Raw genomic sequence first — 19,544 nt, 5'->3', positions numbered from 1 at the left:
CCCCTGGAGCGTCCGCGCGGCGGCGGCGCGCGAGTAGCAGGACATCCCTCGCGACGAGCAGGGTCAACCCCGTAGTGGCGCGACGCGCTGCGGTGCCAGCGTCGGCGAGCGTGACCGCCCGCGTGCTCATCGTCGACGACCATGCGTCGTTCCGTTCGCTCGCACGCCGCCTGCTCGTCGCGGACGGCTTCGACGTCGTCGGCGAGGCCGGCGACGCCGCGGACGCGTTCGAGGCCGTCCGCGCGCTCGCGCCCGACGTGGTGCTGCTGGACATCCGGCTTCCGGACCTCGACGGTTTCGGGGTGGCCGAGGTGCTGGCGGGGGACGACGCCGTCGACGGAGCGCCCGTCGTCGTGCTCGTGTCCAGCCGCGCCCGCCACGACTACGGGCCGCGCGTGGACTCCAGCCCGGCGCGCGGCTTCATCGCGAAGGACGACCTGTCGGGGGAGGCGCTGCGGCGGGTGCTGGGAGACGGAGCGGACCGGAGCTCGACCCGGCAGGTGGGCGGTGCGCCGTGACGGCACGCCTGGTGTCCGTGGCCGCCGTCCTCGCGGGCGTCGCGGCGTCGCTCGCCCTGGTGCGCGGCGGCTACACGGTCCCCGACGAGCTCGTCGCGCCGACGCTCGTCCTCTCGCTGGCCGTGGCGTGGTCGTTCGTCGGCGTCGGCCTGGTGGCCCGGCGCCGGCGGCCCGACAGCCGCACGGGCGTGCTCATGGTCGTGTTCGGGTTCGCGTGGCTCGCCCGGTTCGTCGTCGCCGTCGACACGACCCCGGCGTTCGTCGCCGGCGTGCTGCTGGGCTCGGTGGCGCTGAGCGTGTTCGTGCAGCTGCTCGTCACGTTCCCGACCGGGCGCACCGAGAGCACGGCGCAGCGCGTCCTCGTCGGCGTCGGGTGGCTGCTCTCGGTGCCGCTGGACGCGGTCTTCCTGGCCGTCGGGGCGCAGCGCGGCCGGGGTGACGGGCCGCCGCCCAACGGCCTGGTGATCACGCCGTCGGGCGGGGAGTTCCGGCCCGACGTCGTCGACCTGACCGTGCAGGCCGTGGTCGTCGTGCTGCTGATGTCGGTGCTGGTGTCGGTCTGGCTGCGCTGGCGGGCGTCCGGGCCCGCGGCGCGGCGCGCGCTGACGCCGGGGCTGGTCGGCGGGACGATCGTGGTCGGCACCCTGCTCGTCGAGCGGACCGCGATCCTGCTGCTCCTGCCGCCGTCGGCGGGGGTGTGGCTGGCGTGGTCCGCGCAGGTCGTGCTGGTGGTGTGGCCGGCGGCCCTGCTGCTGGGGCTGCTGCGCAGCAGGCTCGACCGCTCCGGGGTCGGGCGGCTCGTCGTCGAGCTCGGCGGCGCGGGGGCGGGGGTGGGGACCGACACCGCGCCGGAGCACCTGCGGTCCGTGGTGGCGCGCACGCTGCACGACCCGACCGTCGAGCTGGTCCACCGCCTGCCCGGCACCGAGGACTACGTCGACCCGGCCGGCGCGCGCGTCGAGGTGGGCTCCCGCGCGGTCACGTTCCTCGAGCGCGACGGCGAGCCGATCGCCGCGCTGCTGCACGACCCCGCGCTGACCGCCGAGCCCGACCTCGTCGAGGCCGTCGCCGCGGGCGCCGGGCTGGCGCTGGAGAACGAGCGCCTGCACGCCGAGGTCCGCCACCAGCTGCGCGAGGTCCGGGCCTCGCGCGCCCGCCTCGTCGAGGCTGCCGACGCCGCCCGTCGGCGCGTGGAACGCGACCTGCACGACGGCGCCCAGCAGCGCCTCGTCGCGGTGGGGCTGGCGCTGCGCCTGGCCCGCAACGAGTCGTCGGATCAGCTCGACGCCCTGCTCGCCGAGGCCGCCGACGAGCTGACGGCCGCGCTCGCCGAGCTGCGCGAGCTCGCCCGCGGCATCTACCCGCCGCTGCTGACCGACGGCGGCCTCGCGCCGGCCCTGCTGTCGCTGGCCGAGCGCGCCCCGCTGCCCGTCGTGCTCACCGACGTCCCCGCGGACCGCCCGCCGGAGACGGTGGAGCGCACCTGCTACTTCGTCGTCTCCGAGGCCCTGACCAACGCCGCCAAGCACGCGGCGGCCACGAAGGTCGAGGTCAGCGTGGTGCCCGAGGGCGACGGGCTGCGCGTCGAGGTGGTCGACGACGGCCTCGGCGGCGCGGACGCGGACGGCTCCGGGCTGCGCGGGCTCGCCGACCGGGTGGCGGCGCTGGGCGGGTCCCTGCGCGTCGAGAGCCCCGCCGGGCGCGGGACGCGCGTGACGGCGAGCGTGCCGTGCGGGTGATCGTGGCCGACGACGCCGTGCTCTTCCGCGTCGGCGTGGCCCGCCTGCTCGCCGACGCCGGGATCGAGGTGACCGCCGAGGTCGGCGACGCCGAGGCGCTGCTCGCCGCGGTGCGGGCGGATCCGCCGGACGCGGTCGTCGTCGACATCCGGATGCCGCCCACCCACACCACCGAGGGCCTCGACGCCGCGCGGACGCTGGCCGCCGAGCACCCCGGTGTGGGCGTGCTGGTGCTCTCCGCCCACGTGGAGCCGCACTACGCGCTGGCCCTGGTCGAGTCCGACACCGGCGGCGCGGGATACCTGCTCAAGGAGCGCGTCGCCGACGTCGAGGAGCTCACCGACGCCCTGCGCCGCGTGGCCGCGGGCGGCGTCGTCGTCGACCCGTCGGTGGTGGCCCAGCTCGTGGGCCGGCGCCGCGTCCGGAACCCGGTCGACGCGCTGTCCGACCGGGAGCGCGACGTCCTCGCGGTGATGGCGGAGGGCCGCTCGAACCACGGGATCGGCGAGCGGCTGCACCTCTCGGAGAAGACCGTCGAGGCCTACGCGCGCTCGGCGTTCACCAAGCTCGGCCTGCACGCCGCGCCCGACGACAACCGCCGCGTCCTCGCCGTGCTGGCGTACCTGCGGGCCTAATGAATCCGGTTCTGGGCCGGTTCGAGGCCCTCGGACGCGAGCGCCTCGACGGCGTCCGCGGCCAGCTCGACGGAGACGTCGAGCTCCTTGCGCTCGGCGCCCGACCAGCGCTTGAGCACGTAGTCGGCGGGGTCCTGGCGCCCCGGCGGGCGGCCGATGCCGAAGCGCACGCGCAGGTAGTCCTTGGTGCCGAGCGACTTCGAGATCGAGCGCAGCCCGTTGTGCCCGCCCTCGCCGCCGCCGCGCTTGAGGCGCACGACGCCGAACTCGAGGTCGAGGTCGTCGTGGATGACGATCACGTCGGTCGGGTCGACCGAGAAGAAGCGGGCGGCGCCGGCCACCGGGCCGCCCGAGAGGTTCATGTAGCCGCGGGGCTTGGCGAGCACCGCGCGGCGTCCGGCCAGCCGGCCCTCGGCGACGTCCGCGCCGGAGCGCTTGTGCGGCGAGAACCGGCTGCCGAGGCGCCCCGCGAGGACGTCGGCGACGACGAACCCGACGTTGTGCCGGGTGCCCTCGTAGTCGGGGCCCGGGTTGCCCAGCCCGACGACCAGCAGGGGGCCGTCGGGCCGGGCAGCGGGGGAGCTCACGTGCGTCGGTCAGCTCTCGTCGGAGGACTCGGACGCGTCGGAGGAGCCCTCGGCCGGCTGGTCGCCGTCGGCGGCCTCGGAGGACTCGCCGGTCTCGGCGGCCTCCTCCTCGGAGGCGTCCTCCTCGACACCCGCACCCTCGGTGTCGATCTCCTCCTCCATGGCCTCCTCGGTCGGCGCCTCGGTGACGTTGACGACGAGGAGCTCGGGGTCGGAGATCAGCTCGGCGCCGTCGGGCAGCCGGATCTCGCCGGCGAGGAACTGGGTGCCGATCTCGGCGTCCTCGATGACGACCGTGATCTCCTCGGGGATGTTGGTCGCGTCGGCCTCGACGGTCAGCGTGTCCTCGTTCTGGAAGACCAGGGTGCCCGCGGCGGCCTCGCCCATGATCACGACGCGGACGTCGACCTGGACCTTCTCGCCGCGGCGGACGAGGACGAGGTCGACGTGCTCGAAGAAGCCCTTGATGGGGTCGCGCACGATGCTCTTGGCCAGCGCCATCGGCGGCTGCCCGCCGAGGCCGGTGACGGTGAGCAGGGCGTTGCGCCCGTTCTCGCGGAGCACCTTGGCGAACTCGACGGTGTCGAACGCGAGGTGCACGGGGTCGGTGCCGTGCCCGTACAGGACGCCGGGGACCTTGCCGGCGCGACGCACGCGACGCGCGGCGCCCTTGCCGAACTCGGTGCGGCTCTCCGCGGCGATGCGGATCTCGTCGGCCATGGTGCTTCTCTCCTGCGGTGTCGTCCACGGGTCGGCGCGCCGCGCGCGGCCACGACCCGGAGCACCGGGAGGCCGCACCGCGTCGATCACGGCCGGTGCTGGGACCGGCCCTCGCCGAAGTGCTGGCCCCACGATACCTAGGCTGCGCCGGTGATCCTCGACCGGGAGGCGACCCGCGCCGGCTACGACGCCATCGCCGCGTCCTACGCCGAGCACTTCCGCGACGAGCTGGCGAAGGCCGCGCTCGACCGCGCGGTGCTCGGGGCGTTCGCGGAGCTGGTCGAGGGTGACGTGCTCGAGGTCGGCAGCGGGCCGGGCGGCGTCACCGCGCACCTGCACGGGCTGGGTGTGCGGGTCCGGGGCGTGGACCTCTCGCCGGCAATGGTCGCCCTCGCCCGTCGCGAGCACCCGGAGATCGCGTTCGACGTCGGCGACATGGCCGCCCTCGACGTCGCCGACGCCGCGCTCGGCGGTCTCGTCGCCTGGTACTCGCTGATCCACGTGCCCGCCGGTGAGGTGCCGGCGGTGCTCGCCGAGTTCGCGCGCGTACTGCGACCGGGCGGGCACCTGCTGCTCGCGTTCCAGGTGGGCGACGAGATCCGCCACCACGACGAGGCCTTCGGGCACCGTGTCTCGCTCGACTTCCGCCGCCTGCAGCCCGACGACGTCGCCGCGCTGCTCGACGCCGCGGGATTCGACGTCACCGCGCGCCTCGTCCGCTCGCCCGAACCGGCGTCCCTCGCGCCTCCGCTGCCCCAGGCGGCGATGCTGGCGCGCCGCCGCTGAGCACGCTGTCTCAGGGGGTCGCGGCGGAGATCAGGAGCGCGCTGTGTACCCGGATCGCCCGTGATCGCCGTCCTGGTGACGTTCGCTGTCAGATTTGAGGGCGATCGTCACCGAAACGGCGATCATGAGCTCCCCGGCGGGTCGCGTAGAGATCAGCAGGTCGATATGCGCCCTCGGATGCCCTCCGGGGGTGCCTTTCCGCTCGGTGATCTCCGAGTGCCCCGATCGCCGGCCGGGGTGGAGGGCAGGAGCGCGCAGTGGATCGGCGAGGTGAGGTCAGGGGGTCGCGGCACCGAGGTAGAGGTACGCCATCGGGCCGGGGGCGCGCAGGCGGTCGTGGCTCAGGTCCGTGACCGTCAGGCCGGCGTCGCGGACGAGGCCGTCGATGGGGCGGGTCAGGTGGCACCCGCCGGCGACGCGCTGCTGGAACCCGTCGAGGCGGTGCTGCCAGCGGGCGGTGCGGGCGTCGGGCGACAGGCCGTGCTCGAGGAAGAGCAGCTGCCCGCCGGGGCGCAGGACCCGGCGGACCTCGCGCAGCGCGCGGTCGACGTCCGGGATCGTGCAGAGCGTGAACGTGCTGACGACGGTGTCGGCGCAGTCGTCGGGCAGGTCGAGGTCGGCGCCGTCGAGGCCCACGTGCTCGACCGGGATCGACGCCTCCGCGATCCGCCGCGCCCCGCGCCGGCGGGCCACGGCCGACGGCTCCACGGCACGCACCGAGGTCACCGCCGCCGGGTAGAGCGGCAGGGTCGGCCCGCTGCCGAACCCCAGCTCGACGACCTCGCCGCGCGCCCGCGACACGACGCGCTCCCGCAGGGCGCGGACGTCCTCGGTGCCGAGCGTGACGTCGACGAGCCGCGGGACGACGTGCTCGGTCCAGAGGCTAGGCATTTCCGTCGAAGAGGTTCGTCACCGAACCGTCCTCGAAGACCTCGCGCACGGCGCGGGCGATCACCGGCGCGATGGAGAGCACGGTCAGCGACGGGAAGCGCTTCTCGTCCGGGATCGGCAGCGTGTTGGTGACGATGACCTCGCGCGCGCCGCAGGTGGAGAGCCGCTCGACGGCCGGGCCGGAGAGCACGCCGTGGGTGGCGGCGATGACCACGTCGGACGCGCCGTCGGCGAGGAGGGCCTCGGTGGCCTTGGCGATCGTGCCGCCGGTGTCGATCATGTCGTCGACGAGGATGCAGCAGCGTCCCTCGACGTCACCGACCACGCGGTTGGCGACGACCTCGTTGGGCTTGGTCTTGTCGCGGCTCTTGTGGATGAAGGCGAGCGGGACGCCGCCGAGCATGTCCGCCCACTTCTCGGCGACGCGGACACGGCCTGAGTCGGGGGCGACGACGGCGAGGTCGTGGTCGGCGTAGGTGTCGCGCAGGTGCTCGGCGAGGACCTTGTTGGCCAGCAGGTGGTCGACGGGGCCGTCGAAGAAGCCCTGGATCTGGTCGGTGTGCAGGTCGATCGTCATGATCCGGTGCGCACCCGCGGTCTTGAGCATGTCCGCGATGAGGCGCGCCGAGATGGGCTCGCGGCCGCGGTGCTTCTTGTCCTGCCGGGCGTAGCCGTAGAACGGGACCACGGCGGTGATGCGCTTGGCCGACGCCCGCTTCAGGGCGTCGATCATGATGAGCTGCTCCATGATCCACTGGTTGATGGGAGCCGTGTGGCTCTGGATCACGAACGCGTCGGAGCCGCGGACCGACTCCTCGAAGCGGACGAAGATCTCCCCGTTGGCGAAGTCGTACGCCGCCTGCGGGGTGATCGTGACGTCGAGCTCCTTGGCGATCTCCTCGGCGAGCTCGGGGTGGGCCCGTCCGGAGAAGAGCATGAGGCTCTTCTTCGGGGTCGACGACATGCTGACGGTCACGGGTCCTCCTGCTCGGCCTTCGTAGCTTGCTCGGCGGCCTGCGCCGCGGCGGTGCCCGGACGTTTCCGGGTCACCCAGCCCTCGAGGTTGCGCTGCGGCCCCGAGGACACCGCGAGGGCCCCGGGGGGAACGTCCTCGCGGACGACGGTGCCCGCTCCGGTGTAGGCACCGTCCCCGACCGTCACCGGTGCGACGAACGTGTTGTCCGAACCGGTGCGGACGTGCGACCCCACGACCGTACGGTGCTTGGTGACGCCGTCGTAGTTGACGAACACCGACGACGCGCCGATGTTGCTGGCCTCGCCGATCGTCGCGTCGCCGACGTAGGTCAGGTGCGGGACCTTGCTGCCCTCGCCGATGTGGGCGTTCTTGACCTCGACGAAGGTGCCGATCTTGCCCCGGGCGTCGAGCTCGACGCCCGGGCGCAGGTAGGCGAACGGCCCCACGGAGGTCTCCGGGCCGACGCGCGACGACGACCCGTGCGTGCGCACCACCGCCGCCCGCGCGCCGACGGCGACGTCGGTCAGCGTGGTGTCGGGGCCGATCGACGCACCTTCGGCGACGCTCGTGGTGCCGTGCAGCTGGGTGCCCGGGTGCAGCGTGACGTCGCGCTCGAGGCGGACGCCGACGTCCACCCAGGTCGAGCGCGGGTCGACGACCGTGACCCCGGCGCGCATCCAGCGCTCGAGCAGCCGGCGGTTGAGCTCGGCGCCCAGCTCGGCCATCTGCACCCGGTCGTTGACGCCGGCGACCAGCCAGGGGTCCTCGGTCTCGACGGCACCGACCCCGCGCGCCTCGCGGGCGGCGATCGCCACGACGTCGGTGAGGTACAGCTCGCCCTGGGCGTTGTCGGTGGTCAGGCGGCTCAGCGCGTCGCGCAGGAACGCGAGGTCGAAGGCGTAGACCCCGGAGTTGACCTCGCCGATCGCGAGCTGCTCGAGCGTCGCGTCACGGTGCTCGACGATCGCGGTGACCTGGTTCGCGTCGTCGCGCACGACGCGGCCGTAGCCGCGCGGGTCGTCGAGCTCGGCGGTCAGGAGCGTGACGGCGTAGTCGCCGGAGGAGTGCTCGCCGATGAGGGCGCGCAGGGTCGCGGCGTCGAGCAGGGGCACGTCGCCGTAGGAGACGAGGACGGTGCCGGTGAGGTCGGACGGCAGCCGGTCGACGCCGCAGGCCACCGCGTGCCCGGTGCCGCGGCGGCGGTCCTGCACGGCGGTGAGGACCTCGCGGTCGACCTCGGCCGCGAGCCCGAGCGTGTGGGTGCCGACCTGCTCGCGCTCGTGGCCGACCACGACGACCAGGTGCTCGGGGCCCGTGCCGGCGGCGGCGTGCACCGCGTGGCCGAGCAGGCTGCGACCGCCGACGGGGTGGAGCACCTTCGGGGTCGCCGAGTGCATCCGGGTGCCCTCACCGGCGGCCAGGACGACGACGGCGGTCGGGCTGGCGGTCGGGCTCGGCGCCATCGGCTCGGTGACTCCCGTTCCTGCCACTCCTGCGCGGACCGGCCCCGGGTCCGGGGCTCGACGGTCCGATCCTACGGCGGCCTCCTCGCCGCCCGGCCGGGGCGTGCGGCCGGGGCGTGCCGCCGGGGAGGTCATGTCCGGTTCGCCGCAAAGGCCCCGGTCGCCGGGCCGTCGTGGGTGCGCACCGCGTCGCCGCCGGCCCGCTTCGCGGCGTACATCGCGGCGTCGGCGCGGGCGAGGACGTCCGCCGGGCCCTCGCCGCTGCGCGCCGCGACCACGCCGACCGAGAGCGTCACCGGGCAGCCGCGCGCGGCGGGCAGCCCCGCCACCGCCGACCGGGCGCGGCCCAGCGCGGCGGCGGCGTCGCCCACCGCGGTCTCGGGCAGGACGACGACGAACTCGTCGCCGCCGTAGCGCGCGACGAGGTCGGGGGCGCGCAACGACGAGCGCAGCGCGGTCGCCACGCCGCGCAGCACCTCGTCGCCGCGCGCGTGGGAGACGGTGTCGTTGATCTGCTTGAAGCGGTCGACGTCGATCATCGCCACGGCGGCGGAGGCGGTGCCGGCGAGGACCTCCTCGAGGTGCTGGTCGAGGGCGCGGCGGTTGGGCAGCCCGGTGAGCGGGTCGGCGAGCGCGAGGGCGGTGACCTGGCCGTGCTCGCGGCGCAGGCGGTCGTGCGCGAGCCCGGTGCGCAGGGAGAGCGCCCGCGCGCGGTGCAGCGTCCACAGCTCGGCCTCGAGGTCGGCGACGTAGTCGCCCAGCGCCGACTCGGCCGCCTGCCGGGGCCCGCCCGCGGTCGCGATCCGGGTGCGCAGCCGCGCGAGCTCGCGGGTGACCGCGAGCATCAGGCTCGCCTCGCCCCGGGGCGGGCGCGTCCGGCGCGTGGCGAGCACGGCGACCGCCGCGTCGTGGTCGCCCGCCCGCTCGAGGGCGCGGGCCCGGGCGAGCTCGACGATGAGGCGGTCGTGCTGGGACGGCACCACGTGCCCGGCCGCCAGCGCGGCCGCCCCGCGCCGGGCGATCCGTCGCTCCTCGGCGGTCGGTGCCGGCCCGCGGTCCGGGCACGCGAGCACCCCGGCGGCGGCGAGCAGCGGCCGCTGGACGCCCGCCGCCCGGGGGCCGATCGCCGAGGCGAGGGCGACGGCGTCGCCGAGGCGCTCGCCGCCCGGCCGCCCGGCGCGCTCGAGCCGCACGCCCCAGGACACCCCGAGGCGCACGCGCTCGTAGCCGCCCGTGCCGTCCTCGCCGGGGTGCTCGACGAGGGTGTCGGCGAGGTCGTGCAGGCCCAGCGAGACCAGCGTGCTGGCCGCGAGGCGCCGGGAGCAGGCGACGTTGTGGCGGTGCTCGGCGACGGTCGGGGAGTGGTCGACGAGGACGGGCTCCTCGAGGTGCGCGAGGCCCGTCGCCACGGCCGAGAGCGCGGACTCCTCGTCGTCGACGAGCAGCGCGCGGCGGGCCCGCAGCATCTGCGCGTCGGCGCCGAACAGCGACAGCCCGTGGGCGGCGACGAGCTCGAGCAGCTCGTCGAGCTGGGCCTCGGTCTCCGTGTCCCGCGTGCACGTCCCGGGGGACACGGCCGGCTCCGCGGCCAGCAGCACCCGGGCGACGAGGCTCTGGCGCAGCAGCAGGGCCCGCAGCCCCGGCTCGGCAGTGCGGGCGGCGGGCGCGCCGAGCACGGCGTCGAGCGCGGCGGCGCTGCCGCGCGGGTCGGGGGAGGGGACGAGGGTGGCGGTCAGCACGGCGTTCCGCGTGCGGTCGAGCAGCGCGGCCCGGGCCTCGGCGCGGGCGTGCGCCGCCGGGGCGACGGCGTGGATCGTGGTCGTGCCGTCCGGGCCGTGATCCGCGGGCATGCCCACCTCCGGCGCTCTCCGGAACGGGACCTCCGGACGGGGGCCCGGTTCGGACGATCGGGCGGAGACCCGCGCCTCGGGGTTGACGCCGCGCCGACCGATGGGGTCCTACTCTGCCCCGTCCCGGGGAGCCTCCTCGACCCGGCCCGGTGATCGTGCAGGGTGGGCGCCCATGACGCGCTCGCCGACGGGCACGACTCCGACCCCGCTCCGCATCACCCGCCCCATCGCCACCTCGCGCCCCGCTCCCCGGGCCGCGGGGTACGCCGAACGGTCCGGCCCCCTGGTCCGTGCGGGCGCCCGCTCCCGGGTGGCGCTCACGGCGCTCGCGGCGGCGCTGGTGACGGCCGTGCTGGGCTGGCGGTACGCGGGCGCCACGGACGCCGGGAGCACCGACCGCGAGCTCACGGCCCTGCTCGACGCGCAGCACGGCGCGTCCCGGGTCCTGGCGCAGGCGTTCGCGGCGCTGGGCGGCCCGCTGCCGGTCGCCGTGGCGCTGGTCGCGCTCGCCCCGCTCGCCTGGTTCCTGCGCGGCGGGCGCGGGCTCGCTCTGGTGCTGCTCGGCCCGCCGACCGCGATGGTGACGACCTCGCTGGTGCTCAAGCCGCTCGTGGAGCGCACGCGCGGCGGCGAGCTGGCGTTCCCGAGCGGGCACACGACGTCGGTGGCCTCGCTCGCCGTCGCGTGCGGGGTGCTGGTGCTCGGCCTGACCGCGGTGCCGCGCGCGCTGCGCCTGCTCGCCGTGTCGGGCCTCGCCGCGCTCGTCCTCGCCGTCGGCGTGGGCCTCGTCGTCCGCGGCTACCACTACCCGACCGACACCCTCGGCGCGCTCGGCGTCGCCGCGGCCGTCGTGCTCGGGGCGGCCCTGGCGATCGACGCCTGGTCCGACGTCGTCGGCGACCCGGGCCCCGACCCGCGCTCGTTCGACCCCCGCGAGCGGCCCACCGACGTGCTGCCGCGGGCCGCCCGCTGACTCAGCCGTTCGCGCGGGCCAGCTCGCGGGCCTCCTCGTCCGAGGTGGCCGCGGGCTGCGAGCCCGGCAGCGGCGACGTCCCCGGTTCCCGCAGGTACCGCACGGCGACGAGGCCGACGACGGCCGCGAGCACCAGGTACACCGCCGGCATCACCAGCACCCCGGTGAGGGCGATGAGCCCCTCGACGATGACCGACGTGGTGCCGCCGAACACCGAGACCGCGACGTTGAAGGTGATCGCGAGCGACCCGTAGCGCACGCCGGTGCTGAACAGCGAGGGCAGCGTCGAGGGCATCGTCGCGTTGAAGCACACCATCGTGAGGCCGAGCAGGAGCAGGCCCCCGAGGACGCCGGGGATCGACCCCGTGCGCAGCAGCAGGAACGCCGGGAGGGCGAGCACCAGGAGCATGACGCAGCCGGTGAGGATGATCGGCTTGCGGCCGACGCGGTCGGCGAGCCTGCCCAGCACGGGCACGACGGCCAGGAGCACGAGGAACAGCACGATCTGCAGGACGTGCGAGGTCGTCGTCGTCACCGTCGGCGCCCCGTACTCGCCGAGCGTCTCGGTGAGGTAGGTGGGCACGACGGTGGTGAGCGTGTAGTTGGTGACGTTGAAGACGATCACCAGGCCGCCGCAGACGAGCACCGGGCGCCACCCGTAGCGGGCCGCCGCGCGGAAGAACTCCCGGAACGACTGCTTGCCCTGCTCCTCCGAGGACCCCGAGAGCTGGCTGAACGCCGGCGTCTCCTCGAGGCGGTAGCGCAGGTAGAGACCGATCATCCCCATCGGCAGGGCGATGAGGAACGGGATCCGCCAGCCCCAGCTCAGGAGCTCGGGGGAGTCCTCCCCGAGGACGGCCTGGAGCACGGTGACCACGCCCGCGCCCAGCAGGTAGCCGGTGATCGTGCCGAACTCCAGGAAGCTCGCCAGGAAGCCGCGGCGGCGGTCCGGCGCGTACTCGGCGACGAACGTCATCGCCCCGGCGTACTCGCCGCCGGTGGAGAAGCCCTGCAGCAGCCGGCACAGGAGCAGCAGCAGCGGCGCCGCCATGCCGATGGAGGCGTACGTCGGCAGCAGGCCGATCCCGAACGTGGCCACCGCCATCAGCAGCATGGTCGTGGCCAGGGTCTTGGTGCGGCCGATGCGGTCGGCCAGCGGTCCGAAGAACAGCCCGCCGAAGGGTCGCGCGACGAACGACGCCGCGAACAGGGCGGCGGTGATGACGGGGCCCCCGGCGGTGCCCGGCGGCAGGAACACCACCTGGATCGTCGTCTCCAGGTAGGCGTAGACACCGAAGTCGTACCACTCGGTGACGTTGCCGATCCCCGACGCCGTGACCGCGCGCCGCACGAGGCCCGGCGGCGTGACGGTGACGCCGTCGACGGTGTGGGGTCCGTCGGAGTTCGTCCCGGGTTCCGGCATGGCGAAGGCTCTACCCGGGTGATGTTGCGGGTAGACCCCTCGTCGGCGTCAGTGCGCGACGGCCGGGGTCTTCGTCTCCGGCGTCGCGACGCCGTCGCGCACGCGGGCGAGGAACGGCCGCGGGTCGCGCGCGTCGAACGTCCCGAAGACCCCTGTCGACAGGTAGGGCTTCAGCCCGCCCAGCCACGGGAGCCGCCCGTCGCGCCAGCGGTCGAGCACGATCCGGGTGTCCTTGAACTCGTTCACCCAGTGCACGCCCTCCGGCCACGGCGTCGCGGCCGGCATCTCGCCGTGCACGAGGTGGCGGTAGGTCATCAGCGGGAAGTCGACGCCGCAGCGCACGGCGAGCCGGCCGGACATGTTCGGCCGCCCGTTGACCTCCATGAGCTTGTACCGGCCGTCGCGCTCGTCCTGCTTGAACTCGACGTTCGCGAAGCCCTCGATGCCCATGGCGGCGACGATCGCCCGGCCCGGCTCGATCACCTCGCCGACGTACCGGCTGACCACCGCGCTCGGGTAGCCGAAGTCGCGGGGCGAGAGGCGCAGCTTGCAGGAGGTCATCTCGACGCGCGGCTCGCCGCCGGCGACGTAGACGTTGTAGTTGACCCCGCCGGTCTCCGGCCCCGGGATGAGCTCCTGGACCATCGTGCCGATGCCGAGCTCGTGCGCCTCGCCCCACGCCGTGCGCAGCTCGTCGGGCGTGTGGACGCGCTTCATCTTGACGCCGAACGCCCGGTTGTAGCGGTAGCTCTCGGCCGGCTTGACCAGGCACGGCAGCCGCAGGCGCTCGATGAGGAGCTCGAGCTCGTCGTACGAGCCCGGCGAGACCGTGCGCGGCGCCTCGACGCCGGCGCGCTCGGCGACCTCGCTGGTGATGCGCTTGTCGAGGAACGTGCGGGCCACGGGCTCGGTCGGGCAGGCGACCAGGTGCCGTGCCGCGAGGCGGTCGTGCTGGGCCGAGACGGCCTCCAGGGCCTCGTCGGTGGTCGGCACGACCACACCCGGCCCGTGGGAGTCGGCGAGGCGCAGCAGCGCGTCGACGTGCTCCCGTGCGCGGTCCGCCGGATCCGGCGCCGTCACGCACGCGGTGACGTGGCGCGAGTGCCGCGTCGTCTCGCGTGGTGAGGACACCACGGACACGACGGGGACCCCCGCTCGTCCCAGAGAACCCACCACGGCCAACCCCGCCTCGTACCCCCCGAGGACGTACGCGGGCAGAGCATCGGCCGCACCCCCGACTCGGTGCGTCGTCATGCGATCAGAGTAGGGAGGCCCCGTTTCCCCGACCGGGCGACCCGGGCGAAGCGGACGAACGGCCTCCGAACGGGTGGTGCGAGCCCGCCCGAGCCGCCGCCCGGCGCCCCGGTAGCCTCCCGGAGGTGGCCCCGCTCCCCGAGCCGCTGTTCACGGTGTTCACCGCCAGCTACAACCGGGCGCACACCCTGCCCCGCGTGTACAAGAGCCTGCAGGCGCAGACCCTGCGCGACTTCGAGTGGCTGATCGTCGACGACGGGTCGACGGACGGCTCCGAAGAGCTCGTGGCCGGTTGGACCGCCGAGGCGGACTTCCCCATCCGATACCTGCGCCAGGACCACGGCGGCAAGCACAAGGCCGCCAACCTGGGCGCCCGTGAGGCCCGCGGCGAGCTGTTCCTGCCGCTGGACTCCGACGACGAGTGCCGTCCCGAGGCGCTCGAGCGCTTCGCCGCGCACTGGAAGGGCATCCCGGACGACCGGCGCCCGGGCTTCTCGGCCGTCACCGCGCTGTGCGACGACCAGCACGGCGAGATCGTCGGCTCCCGCTTCCCGCACGACCCCACCGACTCGGACGCGCTCGAGATCCGCTACCGGTACGGGGTCACCGGCGAGAAGTGGGGCTTCCAGACCACCGCGGTGCGCCGCGAGTTCCCGTTCCCCGAGGTCGACGGCCAGCCCAACGTGCCCGACGCGATCGTGTGGAACCGCATCTCGCGCCACTACCGGACGCGGTTCGTCAACGAGGTACTGCGGACCTACCACGTCGACGGCGACGACTCGATCACCCAGAAGAGCCGGGCGGCCGCGATCTGGCGGGCGCCGGCGTTCGCGCTGCGCTGGAAGATCACGCTCAACGAGGAGCTGGGCTGGTTCCGCTACGACCCGCGCGGGTTCGTGCGCGCGGCAGCGAACTACGCCCGCTTCTCGTGGGACGACGGCCGCGGGTTCCGCGAGCAGGGCCGGGCGCTGACGAGCCCGCAGGCGAAGCTCCTGCACGCCGCCGCGGCGCCGCTGGGCTACGTGCTGCACCGCCGGGACCGTCAGGCCGCCGAGAGCGCCTGAGGGCTCCCTAGAGCCGCTGGCGGCGCCGCACCACGGCGACCACGGCGACGACCGCGCCGATCAGGGCGAGGGTGCCGACGGCGAGGCCGGTGCGCAGCGAGCTGTCCGAGCCGGTCGACTCCTCGGTGCCCGCGTCCGGCGTGCCCTGGGCGCTCGACGCGCCCTGGTCGACCATCGCGGCGTCGACGGCCTGCCGGGTGCGGCCGACGGCGACGTCGTCGAGGGTCAGGCTGGCGGGGTCGGAGAGGTCCTCGGAGCGGTAGAGCCCGACCTTCATGTAGTCGCCGTCGTCGTAGAGCGTCCCGTCGGGCGGGTGGAACGCCGTGACCGTGCGGCGCCCGCCGCTCCAGACGTCGACGGTGCCCTTCTCCGGGTCCCGCGAGAACACGATGCGCACGATGATGTCGATCTCGTCGCCGGGCCGGATCGGGGCGATCGCCTGCTGGTAGGCCTCGTTCCGGTCGTTGTCCCCGCCGGTGATCATCAGCCGGCCGTCCTGCACGGCGATCGCCACGGGCGGCGAGCCCTCGTCGCCGTAGTGGTGCCACTGCATGATGATCTGGAAGCGCTGGGCGTCGACGGGGAAGTCGTCGGCGAGGCGCCCGCGGTAGCCGTAGTAGTAGACGTCGCCCTCGCGCCCGTCGGGGACGCGCGGCAGGAGCTCGCTGCGCTGGTCGCCGCCCTGCAGCGAGAACTCCAGCGCCTGACCGTGGCCCGACGGCGAGGACACCTCGCGGGGCGCGCCGTCCTGCTCGTTGTACTCGTTGCGCTGGAACGAGCCGAGCATGTCGCCGCCGTCGTCGGCGCGCCAGATCAGCCCGTCACCGCCCGGCGGCGTCGGCGAGGACGCCAGCGCCGGACCGGGTGCGAGGAGCCCCACGAGGACCGCGACGATCCCGGCGGCGATCACCGCGACGAGGCGCCGTGCCCGGGGCCGGCGCTCCCGCGCCGTGCGTGCACCCTCGCTCGTGGTCACACCGCTCCCGCATGTCGAGGACGTCGGACTGACCGGGAGGGGCGCCCTCGTCGACGGGGCACCGCACCTCTCGGCGTGGTCGAGCGTACCCGGACGGGGTGAAGGGCCCGTCGGTTCGGAGGCCCCGGAGCAGGGTCTCAGCCGTCGTCGCGCGGGGTGCCGCGCATGACACGCAGGGGCTGCGCCCGGCTGACGTGGCGCCCCTCACGGTCCTCGCGCCCCGGGCCCGGCGGACGGTGCGGGGCGGCCGCGTGACGGCCGTAGGCGGGCGGGTGGCCGTTCGGTCCGTGGCCGTTGCCCGGCCCGTGGCCGTTGCTGTGGCCGTTGCCGTTGGTGTGGCCGTTGCCGTTGCGGTGACCGTTGCCGTGCCCGTTGCCGTGGCTCGCGAACGGCGCCGCGTACAGCCGCTCGGTCATCGCGACGGCCCACTCCGGCGCCGTCTCCCGTCCCGCGCCGGACGGGATGAGCACGACGGTCGGGGCGTCGTCCAGCGCGGCCTGGCGCGACGGGATCGCCTCGGTCGGGCGGCCGGTGATCGGGTCGACCGCGTCCTCGACGACGGTCTCCGGCGCCGGCTCCGGGGTCGCCGCGTCCGCACCCGACTTCTTCCGCGGCCGCTTGATCGTCGAGCGCACGCCGGCGTAGAGCTCGCGGCTCACCGAGGGCGACAGGATGCGCAGCAGGCCGAGGTAGAGGCCGGCGAACACGAGCACGTCGACGATCAGCAGCCCGATGCCGACGATGATCGGGCGCTGGTCGGAGTGGAAGAACCCGTTCTCGAGCACGGACGTCGCGACCAGCGCGACGACGCCGGCGACGAGCACCGGGAGGAGCACGCGCAGCGCGTCCCGGACGCGGACGCCCGCGACGCGCATCCCGATGCCGATGGCCAGCGACCCGGCGGCCATCGCCTCGGCGGAGGCGGCCATGCCGACGCCGAGGAGGCCGAGCGTGGGCAGCAGGGTGAACAGGGCGATCACCGTGACCACGAGGCTCGTCGCCGTGATCCAGTTGAGCAGGCGGCTGCGGCCGGTGCCCTTGATCGCCTCCTTGCCGATGGAGCCGAGCGCCATGCCGGGGCCGTAGGCGGCCATGCCCATGAGCACGAGCCCGGCGCCGCGCCACTCCTCGCCGAGCGCCACGACCACCAGCGGCTCGCCGATCGCGACCAGCAGGGCCCCGGCGGGCAGCGCGGTCACCCACAGCGCCGTCATCGCGCGCAGGAAGCCGCGGCGCAGGCGGCCGGCGTCCTTGGCGATGCGCGAGAACGCCGGGAACAGCACGTAGGACGCGATCTGGATGATCGCCGTGCCGGGGAGCGTCGCGATGCGCCGCCCGTAGCGGTACATGCCGAGCGGGCCCTGGCCGAGGAAGCGGCCGGTGAGGCCCGCCTCGAGGAACTCCCGGCCCTTCTGCGCGAACTCGCTCGCGATGAGCGGCAGCGCGAAGCGCGCCATCTCCCGCCAGAGCGCGACGTTGAACCGACCCCGCCCGGGCCACCAGCCGGCGAGCCACCAGGTCAGCACGAGCGTGACGATCTGCGAGGCGTAGAGGGCGATGACCAGGCCCCACACCCCGAAGCCGAGCGCCGAGAGCGCGATCGCGGTGCCGGCGAACGTCACGGCCGTCGACGGGTTGACGATCATGCGGCGCTTGAAGTTGAAGCCCCGCTGCATGAGCCCGTCGGGCACGTTGGTGAGCGCGTGGATCGTCAGCACCGCGGCGGTCGCCGCGCAGACGGCCCCGGCGACGTCGCCGCCGAAGAACGCGCCGATCAGCGGGGACACGGCGAACGCGAGACCCGACATCAGCACGCCGTTGACCAGCGTCACCCAGAACACGGTGTCCGCGGCGTCCTCGAGGTCGTCCTCGCGCTGGATCAGCGCGGCGCGCAGGCCGCCTTCGGAGAACGTGACGAGGAAGTTCGCGAGGATCGAGCCGGCCGTGAAGGCGCCGACCTCGGCCGGGCTGAGCAGCCGCGCGACCGCCAGCGTCTGGATCAGCGAGATCGACTGCGTGACGACGAGGACGATCGCGGAGATCTTCGCGCCGCGCTGGAGGGTCTTGCCGAGCTTGTCGATCGACGGCTGCGCGGTCGCCTCGGCCGTCCTGTCCTTCGCGACGGTCGTGGTCGGCGCCGGCTCTCCCGGCTGCGCGGGCCCGGTCATGCGCGGAGTGGCACGGTCACTTCTCCGGAGCCGGGCGTCGGGTGTGGACGCCGGACACAGGTCACCCCGCCCGGGCGGGCAGTCGGTCGCCGATCGTGCCGGCGCGGGGAGCGAGGCATGGTGCGCAGCGTATCGGAGTGGTGACGGACCGCTGTCGCCGGTGCGTCTCCCGAGACGGCCCTGAGCAGGGCGTGCGGTCAGCGGCGCAGGGTCTCGCTGGGCGAGCAACCGTAGACGTGACGGTACTCCGCCGAGAAACGACCCCCGTGGGCGAATCCCCATCGCGTCGCGATGGCCGCGACCGTGTCGCCGGCGCTCGGGTCCGCGCCGCGCAGCTCGCGGTGCGCCCGGTCGAGGCGGACCCGGCGCAGGTAGCCGAGCGGCGTCGTGTCGCGGTGCCGGGCGAACGCGTGCTGCAGGCCGCGGGCCCCGATGCGCGCGGCCACGGCGATGTCGTCGAGCCCGATGGGCTCGTGGGCGTGCGTCTCGATGTACGCCGCGGCCCGGCGCACCGTGGCCGGCTCGGCGCGCCCCGGCCCGGCGCGCGTGGGGTCCTCGGCGGCGTCGAGCGCGGTGTTGGGGAACGTGAGCAGCACGACCGTCGCGAGGTGGCGCAGCGTCGCGGCCCGCACGAGGGGGGTGGCGAGGGCCTCGGGGTTGTCGAGGGTGTCGCGGCCGAGGTGGCTCATCGCCTGCACGAGATAGCGCTCGCGGGCCGCGTCGACCGGGAGCATGGAGTCGAACCGCACCGCGGACGGCTCCAGCCCCGAGAGCTCGCCGCCGACAAGGCTCACGGCGTCGGTGTCGACGGCGTACCCCACGACGTCGACGCCGTCGTCCCACGCGCTGTCGAACGCCTCGCGGGTCGGGACCAGGCGCAGCCCCGTGGCCTCCTCGTCGCCGCAGGTGAACCGCACGCGCCCGGTGACCGGCAGGAGCACCGCCGTCCGGTCGACCGGGGCACGTCGGACGTCCATGCCCAGGCTGTGCCGGACGCGGTCGAGGTTGAACGTGCCGCCCGGGGCGGTCACCGAGCGGGAGGCGATGCTCAGCCGGGCCTCGCGCCGGGGCAGGCGGAACCGCGGCTCCTGGTCGCCGTAGACCGACCGCATCAGCTCGACGGCCTCGTCGGTGTCGGTGGCGGTCAGCCGCCGCCGCCTCACCGGCCCGTCGTCCCCCTCGCCGCCGTCGGCGTCCTCTGGGTGCACGTGTCCCCCCGGCACCTCGAGGGCGACCCGGCGCGGGCGGGGTGCTCCACCGTGCCGGCCGCCCGTCCTGCGTCCCCCCGGGTCACGGGCGGGCCCTACCGATACGGGGAACGATAGGACTGTCCGTGAGGCGACACCAGCGTCGGCACGGGCACGGCGCGGTGCCGTGGCGCGCTCCGCCGCCTGGATTCGAACCAGGATCATCGGAACCAAAATCCGAGGTGTTGCCCTTACACCACGGCGGAGGAGTCGCCCGGGGGCGACGGTGACCATCGTCCCACGGGGCGCGCGGCGCCCACCGCCCCGCCGGGGC

At 74.9% G+C, this 19,544-nt stretch carries 17 protein-coding genes and 1 tRNA gene; 6 read left to right on the top strand and 12 right to left on the bottom strand.

All coding sequences use genetic code 11. The annotated features are described in order from the left end of the window. Window positions 1–110 precede the first annotated feature (110 nt). Genes EV188_RS27260 through EV188_RS27250 form a run of 3 tightly spaced genes read left to right on the top strand, consistent with a single transcriptional unit; the run spans window position 111 to window position 2,892 of the window. Window positions 111–518, top strand: a complete 408-nt coding sequence (locus tag EV188_RS27260; RefSeq protein ID WP_133829477.1) for a LytR/AlgR family response regulator transcription factor — start codon at window positions 111–113, stop codon at window positions 516–518. Then, window positions 515–2,257, top strand: a complete 1,743-nt coding sequence (locus tag EV188_RS27255) for a sensor histidine kinase (protein WP_133829476.1) — start codon at window positions 515–517, stop codon at window positions 2,255–2,257. The genes EV188_RS27260 and EV188_RS27255 overlap by 4 nt, the downstream gene beginning before the upstream one ends. Then, window positions 2,248–2,892, top strand: coding sequence for a response regulator transcription factor (locus EV188_RS27250; protein ID WP_133829475.1), 645 nt, complete (start codon window positions 2,248–2,250; stop codon window positions 2,890–2,892). The genes EV188_RS27255 and EV188_RS27250 overlap by 10 nt, the downstream gene beginning before the upstream one ends. Here EV188_RS27250 and pth read toward each other — a convergent pair. Together pth and EV188_RS27240 are read right to left on the bottom strand one after the other, a co-directional pair. After that, window positions 2,889–3,479 carry an aminoacyl-tRNA hydrolase gene (gene pth / locus EV188_RS27245; protein ID WP_208114390.1) on the bottom strand — a complete coding sequence of 197 codons (591 nt, stop codon included), beginning with the start codon at window positions 3,477–3,479 and terminating at the stop codon, window positions 2,889–2,891. The two genes, EV188_RS27250 and pth, sit on opposite strands and share 4 nt — an antisense overlap. Window positions 3,480–3,488: 9 nt before the next feature. After that, window positions 3,489–4,199 carry a 50S ribosomal protein L25/general stress protein Ctc gene (locus tag EV188_RS27240; protein WP_133829474.1) on the bottom strand — a complete coding sequence of 237 codons (711 nt, stop codon included), beginning with the start codon at window positions 4,197–4,199 and terminating at the stop codon, window positions 3,489–3,491. 150 nt (window positions 4,200–4,349) lie between these two features. On the opposite strand from EV188_RS27240, the gene EV188_RS27235 reads away from it, so the two are divergent. Then, on the top strand, window positions 4,350–4,985 hold the full coding sequence (locus EV188_RS27235) for a class I SAM-dependent DNA methyltransferase (protein ID WP_133829473.1): 636 nt from the start codon (window positions 4,350–4,352) through the stop codon (window positions 4,983–4,985). Between the two features lie 276 nt (window positions 4,986–5,261). Here the strand turns inward: EV188_RS27235 and EV188_RS27230 are convergent, their stop codons facing one another. The 4 genes from EV188_RS27230 to EV188_RS27215 form a co-directional block, all read right to left on the bottom strand. Further along, complete coding sequence (locus EV188_RS27230; protein WP_133829472.1) at window positions 5,262–5,876, bottom strand: class I SAM-dependent methyltransferase; 615 nt, start codon at window positions 5,874–5,876, stop codon at window positions 5,262–5,264. After that, the gene (locus tag EV188_RS27225) at window positions 5,869–6,840 is read right to left on the bottom strand and encodes a ribose-phosphate diphosphokinase (protein WP_208114397.1); all 972 of its coding nucleotides are present in this window, start codon (window positions 6,838–6,840) and stop codon (window positions 5,869–5,871) included. Before EV188_RS27225 ends, EV188_RS27230 begins: the two co-directional genes overlap by 8 nt. 8 nt (window positions 6,841–6,848) lie before the next feature. Next, a complete protein-coding gene (gene glmU, locus EV188_RS27220) occupies window positions 6,849–8,315 on the bottom strand; it encodes a bifunctional UDP-N-acetylglucosamine diphosphorylase/glucosamine-1-phosphate N-acetyltransferase GlmU (protein ID WP_133829470.1) in 1,467 nt (488 codons plus the stop codon). Between the two features lie 131 nt (window positions 8,316–8,446). Beyond that, window positions 8,447–10,165 (bottom strand): GGDEF domain-containing protein, encoded by a 1,719-nt coding sequence (locus EV188_RS27215; protein ID WP_133829469.1) that lies wholly within the window; start codon window positions 10,163–10,165, stop codon window positions 8,447–8,449. Window positions 10,166–10,337: 172 nt separating this feature from the next. Between EV188_RS27215 and EV188_RS27210 the strand changes: the two genes are divergently transcribed. Beyond that, window positions 10,338–11,138 carry a phosphatase PAP2 family protein gene (locus tag EV188_RS27210; protein WP_133829468.1) on the top strand — a complete coding sequence of 267 codons (801 nt, stop codon included), beginning with the start codon at window positions 10,338–10,340 and terminating at the stop codon, window positions 11,136–11,138. 1 nt (window position 11,139) lies between these two features. On the opposite strand, the gene EV188_RS27205 is transcribed toward EV188_RS27210, so the two are convergent. Together EV188_RS27205 and EV188_RS27200 are read right to left on the bottom strand one after the other, a co-directional pair. Then, window positions 11,140–12,561, bottom strand: a complete 1,422-nt coding sequence (locus tag EV188_RS27205) for an MFS transporter (RefSeq protein WP_133829467.1) — start codon at window positions 12,559–12,561, stop codon at window positions 11,140–11,142. 48 nt (window positions 12,562–12,609) lie between these two features. Beyond that, window positions 12,610–13,701, bottom strand: a complete 1,092-nt coding sequence (locus EV188_RS27200) for a carboxylate--amine ligase (protein WP_133829466.1) — start codon at window positions 13,699–13,701, stop codon at window positions 12,610–12,612. A gap of 239 nt (window positions 13,702–13,940) precedes the next feature. Here EV188_RS27200 and EV188_RS27195 point away from each other — a divergent pair, with 239 nt between their 5' ends. Next, on the top strand, window positions 13,941–14,879 hold the full coding sequence (locus tag EV188_RS27195; protein WP_133829465.1) for a glycosyltransferase family 2 protein: 939 nt from the start codon (window positions 13,941–13,943) through the stop codon (window positions 14,877–14,879). A gap of 7 nt (window positions 14,880–14,886) precedes the next feature. Here the strand turns inward: EV188_RS27195 and EV188_RS27190 are convergent, their stop codons facing one another. From EV188_RS27190 to EV188_RS27175, 4 genes are all read right to left on the bottom strand, one after another. Next, the gene (locus EV188_RS27190; protein ID WP_133829464.1) at window positions 14,887–15,855 is read right to left on the bottom strand and encodes a polysaccharide lyase family 20 protein; all 969 of its coding nucleotides are present in this window, start codon (window positions 15,853–15,855) and stop codon (window positions 14,887–14,889) included. A 137-nt stretch (window positions 15,856–15,992) separates the two neighbouring features. Beyond that, window positions 15,993–18,023 (bottom strand): lipopolysaccharide biosynthesis protein, encoded by a 2,031-nt coding sequence (locus EV188_RS27185; RefSeq protein ID WP_166660117.1) that lies wholly within the window; start codon window positions 18,021–18,023, stop codon window positions 15,993–15,995. A 197-nt stretch (window positions 18,024–18,220) separates the two neighbouring features. Continuing rightward, the gene (locus EV188_RS27180; protein ID WP_166660116.1) at window positions 18,221–19,231 is read right to left on the bottom strand and encodes a helix-turn-helix transcriptional regulator; all 1,011 of its coding nucleotides are present in this window, start codon (window positions 19,229–19,231) and stop codon (window positions 18,221–18,223) included. Window positions 19,232–19,405: 174 nt separating this feature from the next. Further along, window positions 19,406–19,476: transfer RNA gene (locus tag EV188_RS27175), tRNA-Gln, on the bottom strand. Window positions 19,477–19,544 lie beyond the last annotated feature (68 nt).

The organism is Actinomycetospora succinea, from assembly GCF_004363095.1.
GTDB lineage: Bacteria > Actinomycetota > Actinomycetes > Mycobacteriales > Pseudonocardiaceae > Actinomycetospora > Actinomycetospora succinea.
Note: the sequence above shows the minus strand (reverse complement) of the source record. Positions and strands in the feature narration are given on the sequence as shown.

Bases quoted from the DNA above. Each gene is read 5' to 3' on its own strand.
- EV188_RS27240 (WP_133829474.1), bottom strand. From the start codon at position 4,199: ATGGCCGACGAGATCCGCATCGCCGCGGAGAGCCGCACCGAGTTCGGC.
- EV188_RS27230 (WP_133829472.1), bottom strand. From the start codon at position 5,876: ATGCCTAGCCTCTGGACCGAGCACGTCGTCCCGCGGCTCGTCGACGTC.
- EV188_RS27225 (WP_208114397.1), bottom strand. From the start codon at position 6,840: ATGTCGTCGACCCCGAAGAAGAGCCTCATGCTCTTCTCCGGACGGGCC.
- glmU (WP_133829470.1), bottom strand. From the start codon at position 8,315: ATGGCGCCGAGCCCGACCGCCAGCCCGACCGCCGTCGTCGTCCTGGCC.
- EV188_RS27215 (WP_133829469.1), bottom strand. From the start codon at position 10,165: ATGCCCGCGGATCACGGCCCGGACGGCACGACCACGATCCACGCCGTC.
- EV188_RS27210 (WP_133829468.1), top strand. From the start codon at position 10,338: ATGACGCGCTCGCCGACGGGCACGACTCCGACCCCGCTCCGCATCACC.
- EV188_RS27205 (WP_133829467.1), bottom strand. From the start codon at position 12,561: ATGCCGGAACCCGGGACGAACTCCGACGGACCCCACACCGTCGACGGC.
- EV188_RS27185 (WP_166660117.1), bottom strand. From the start codon at position 18,023: ATGACCGGGCCCGCGCAGCCGGGAGAGCCGGCGCCGACCACGACCGTC.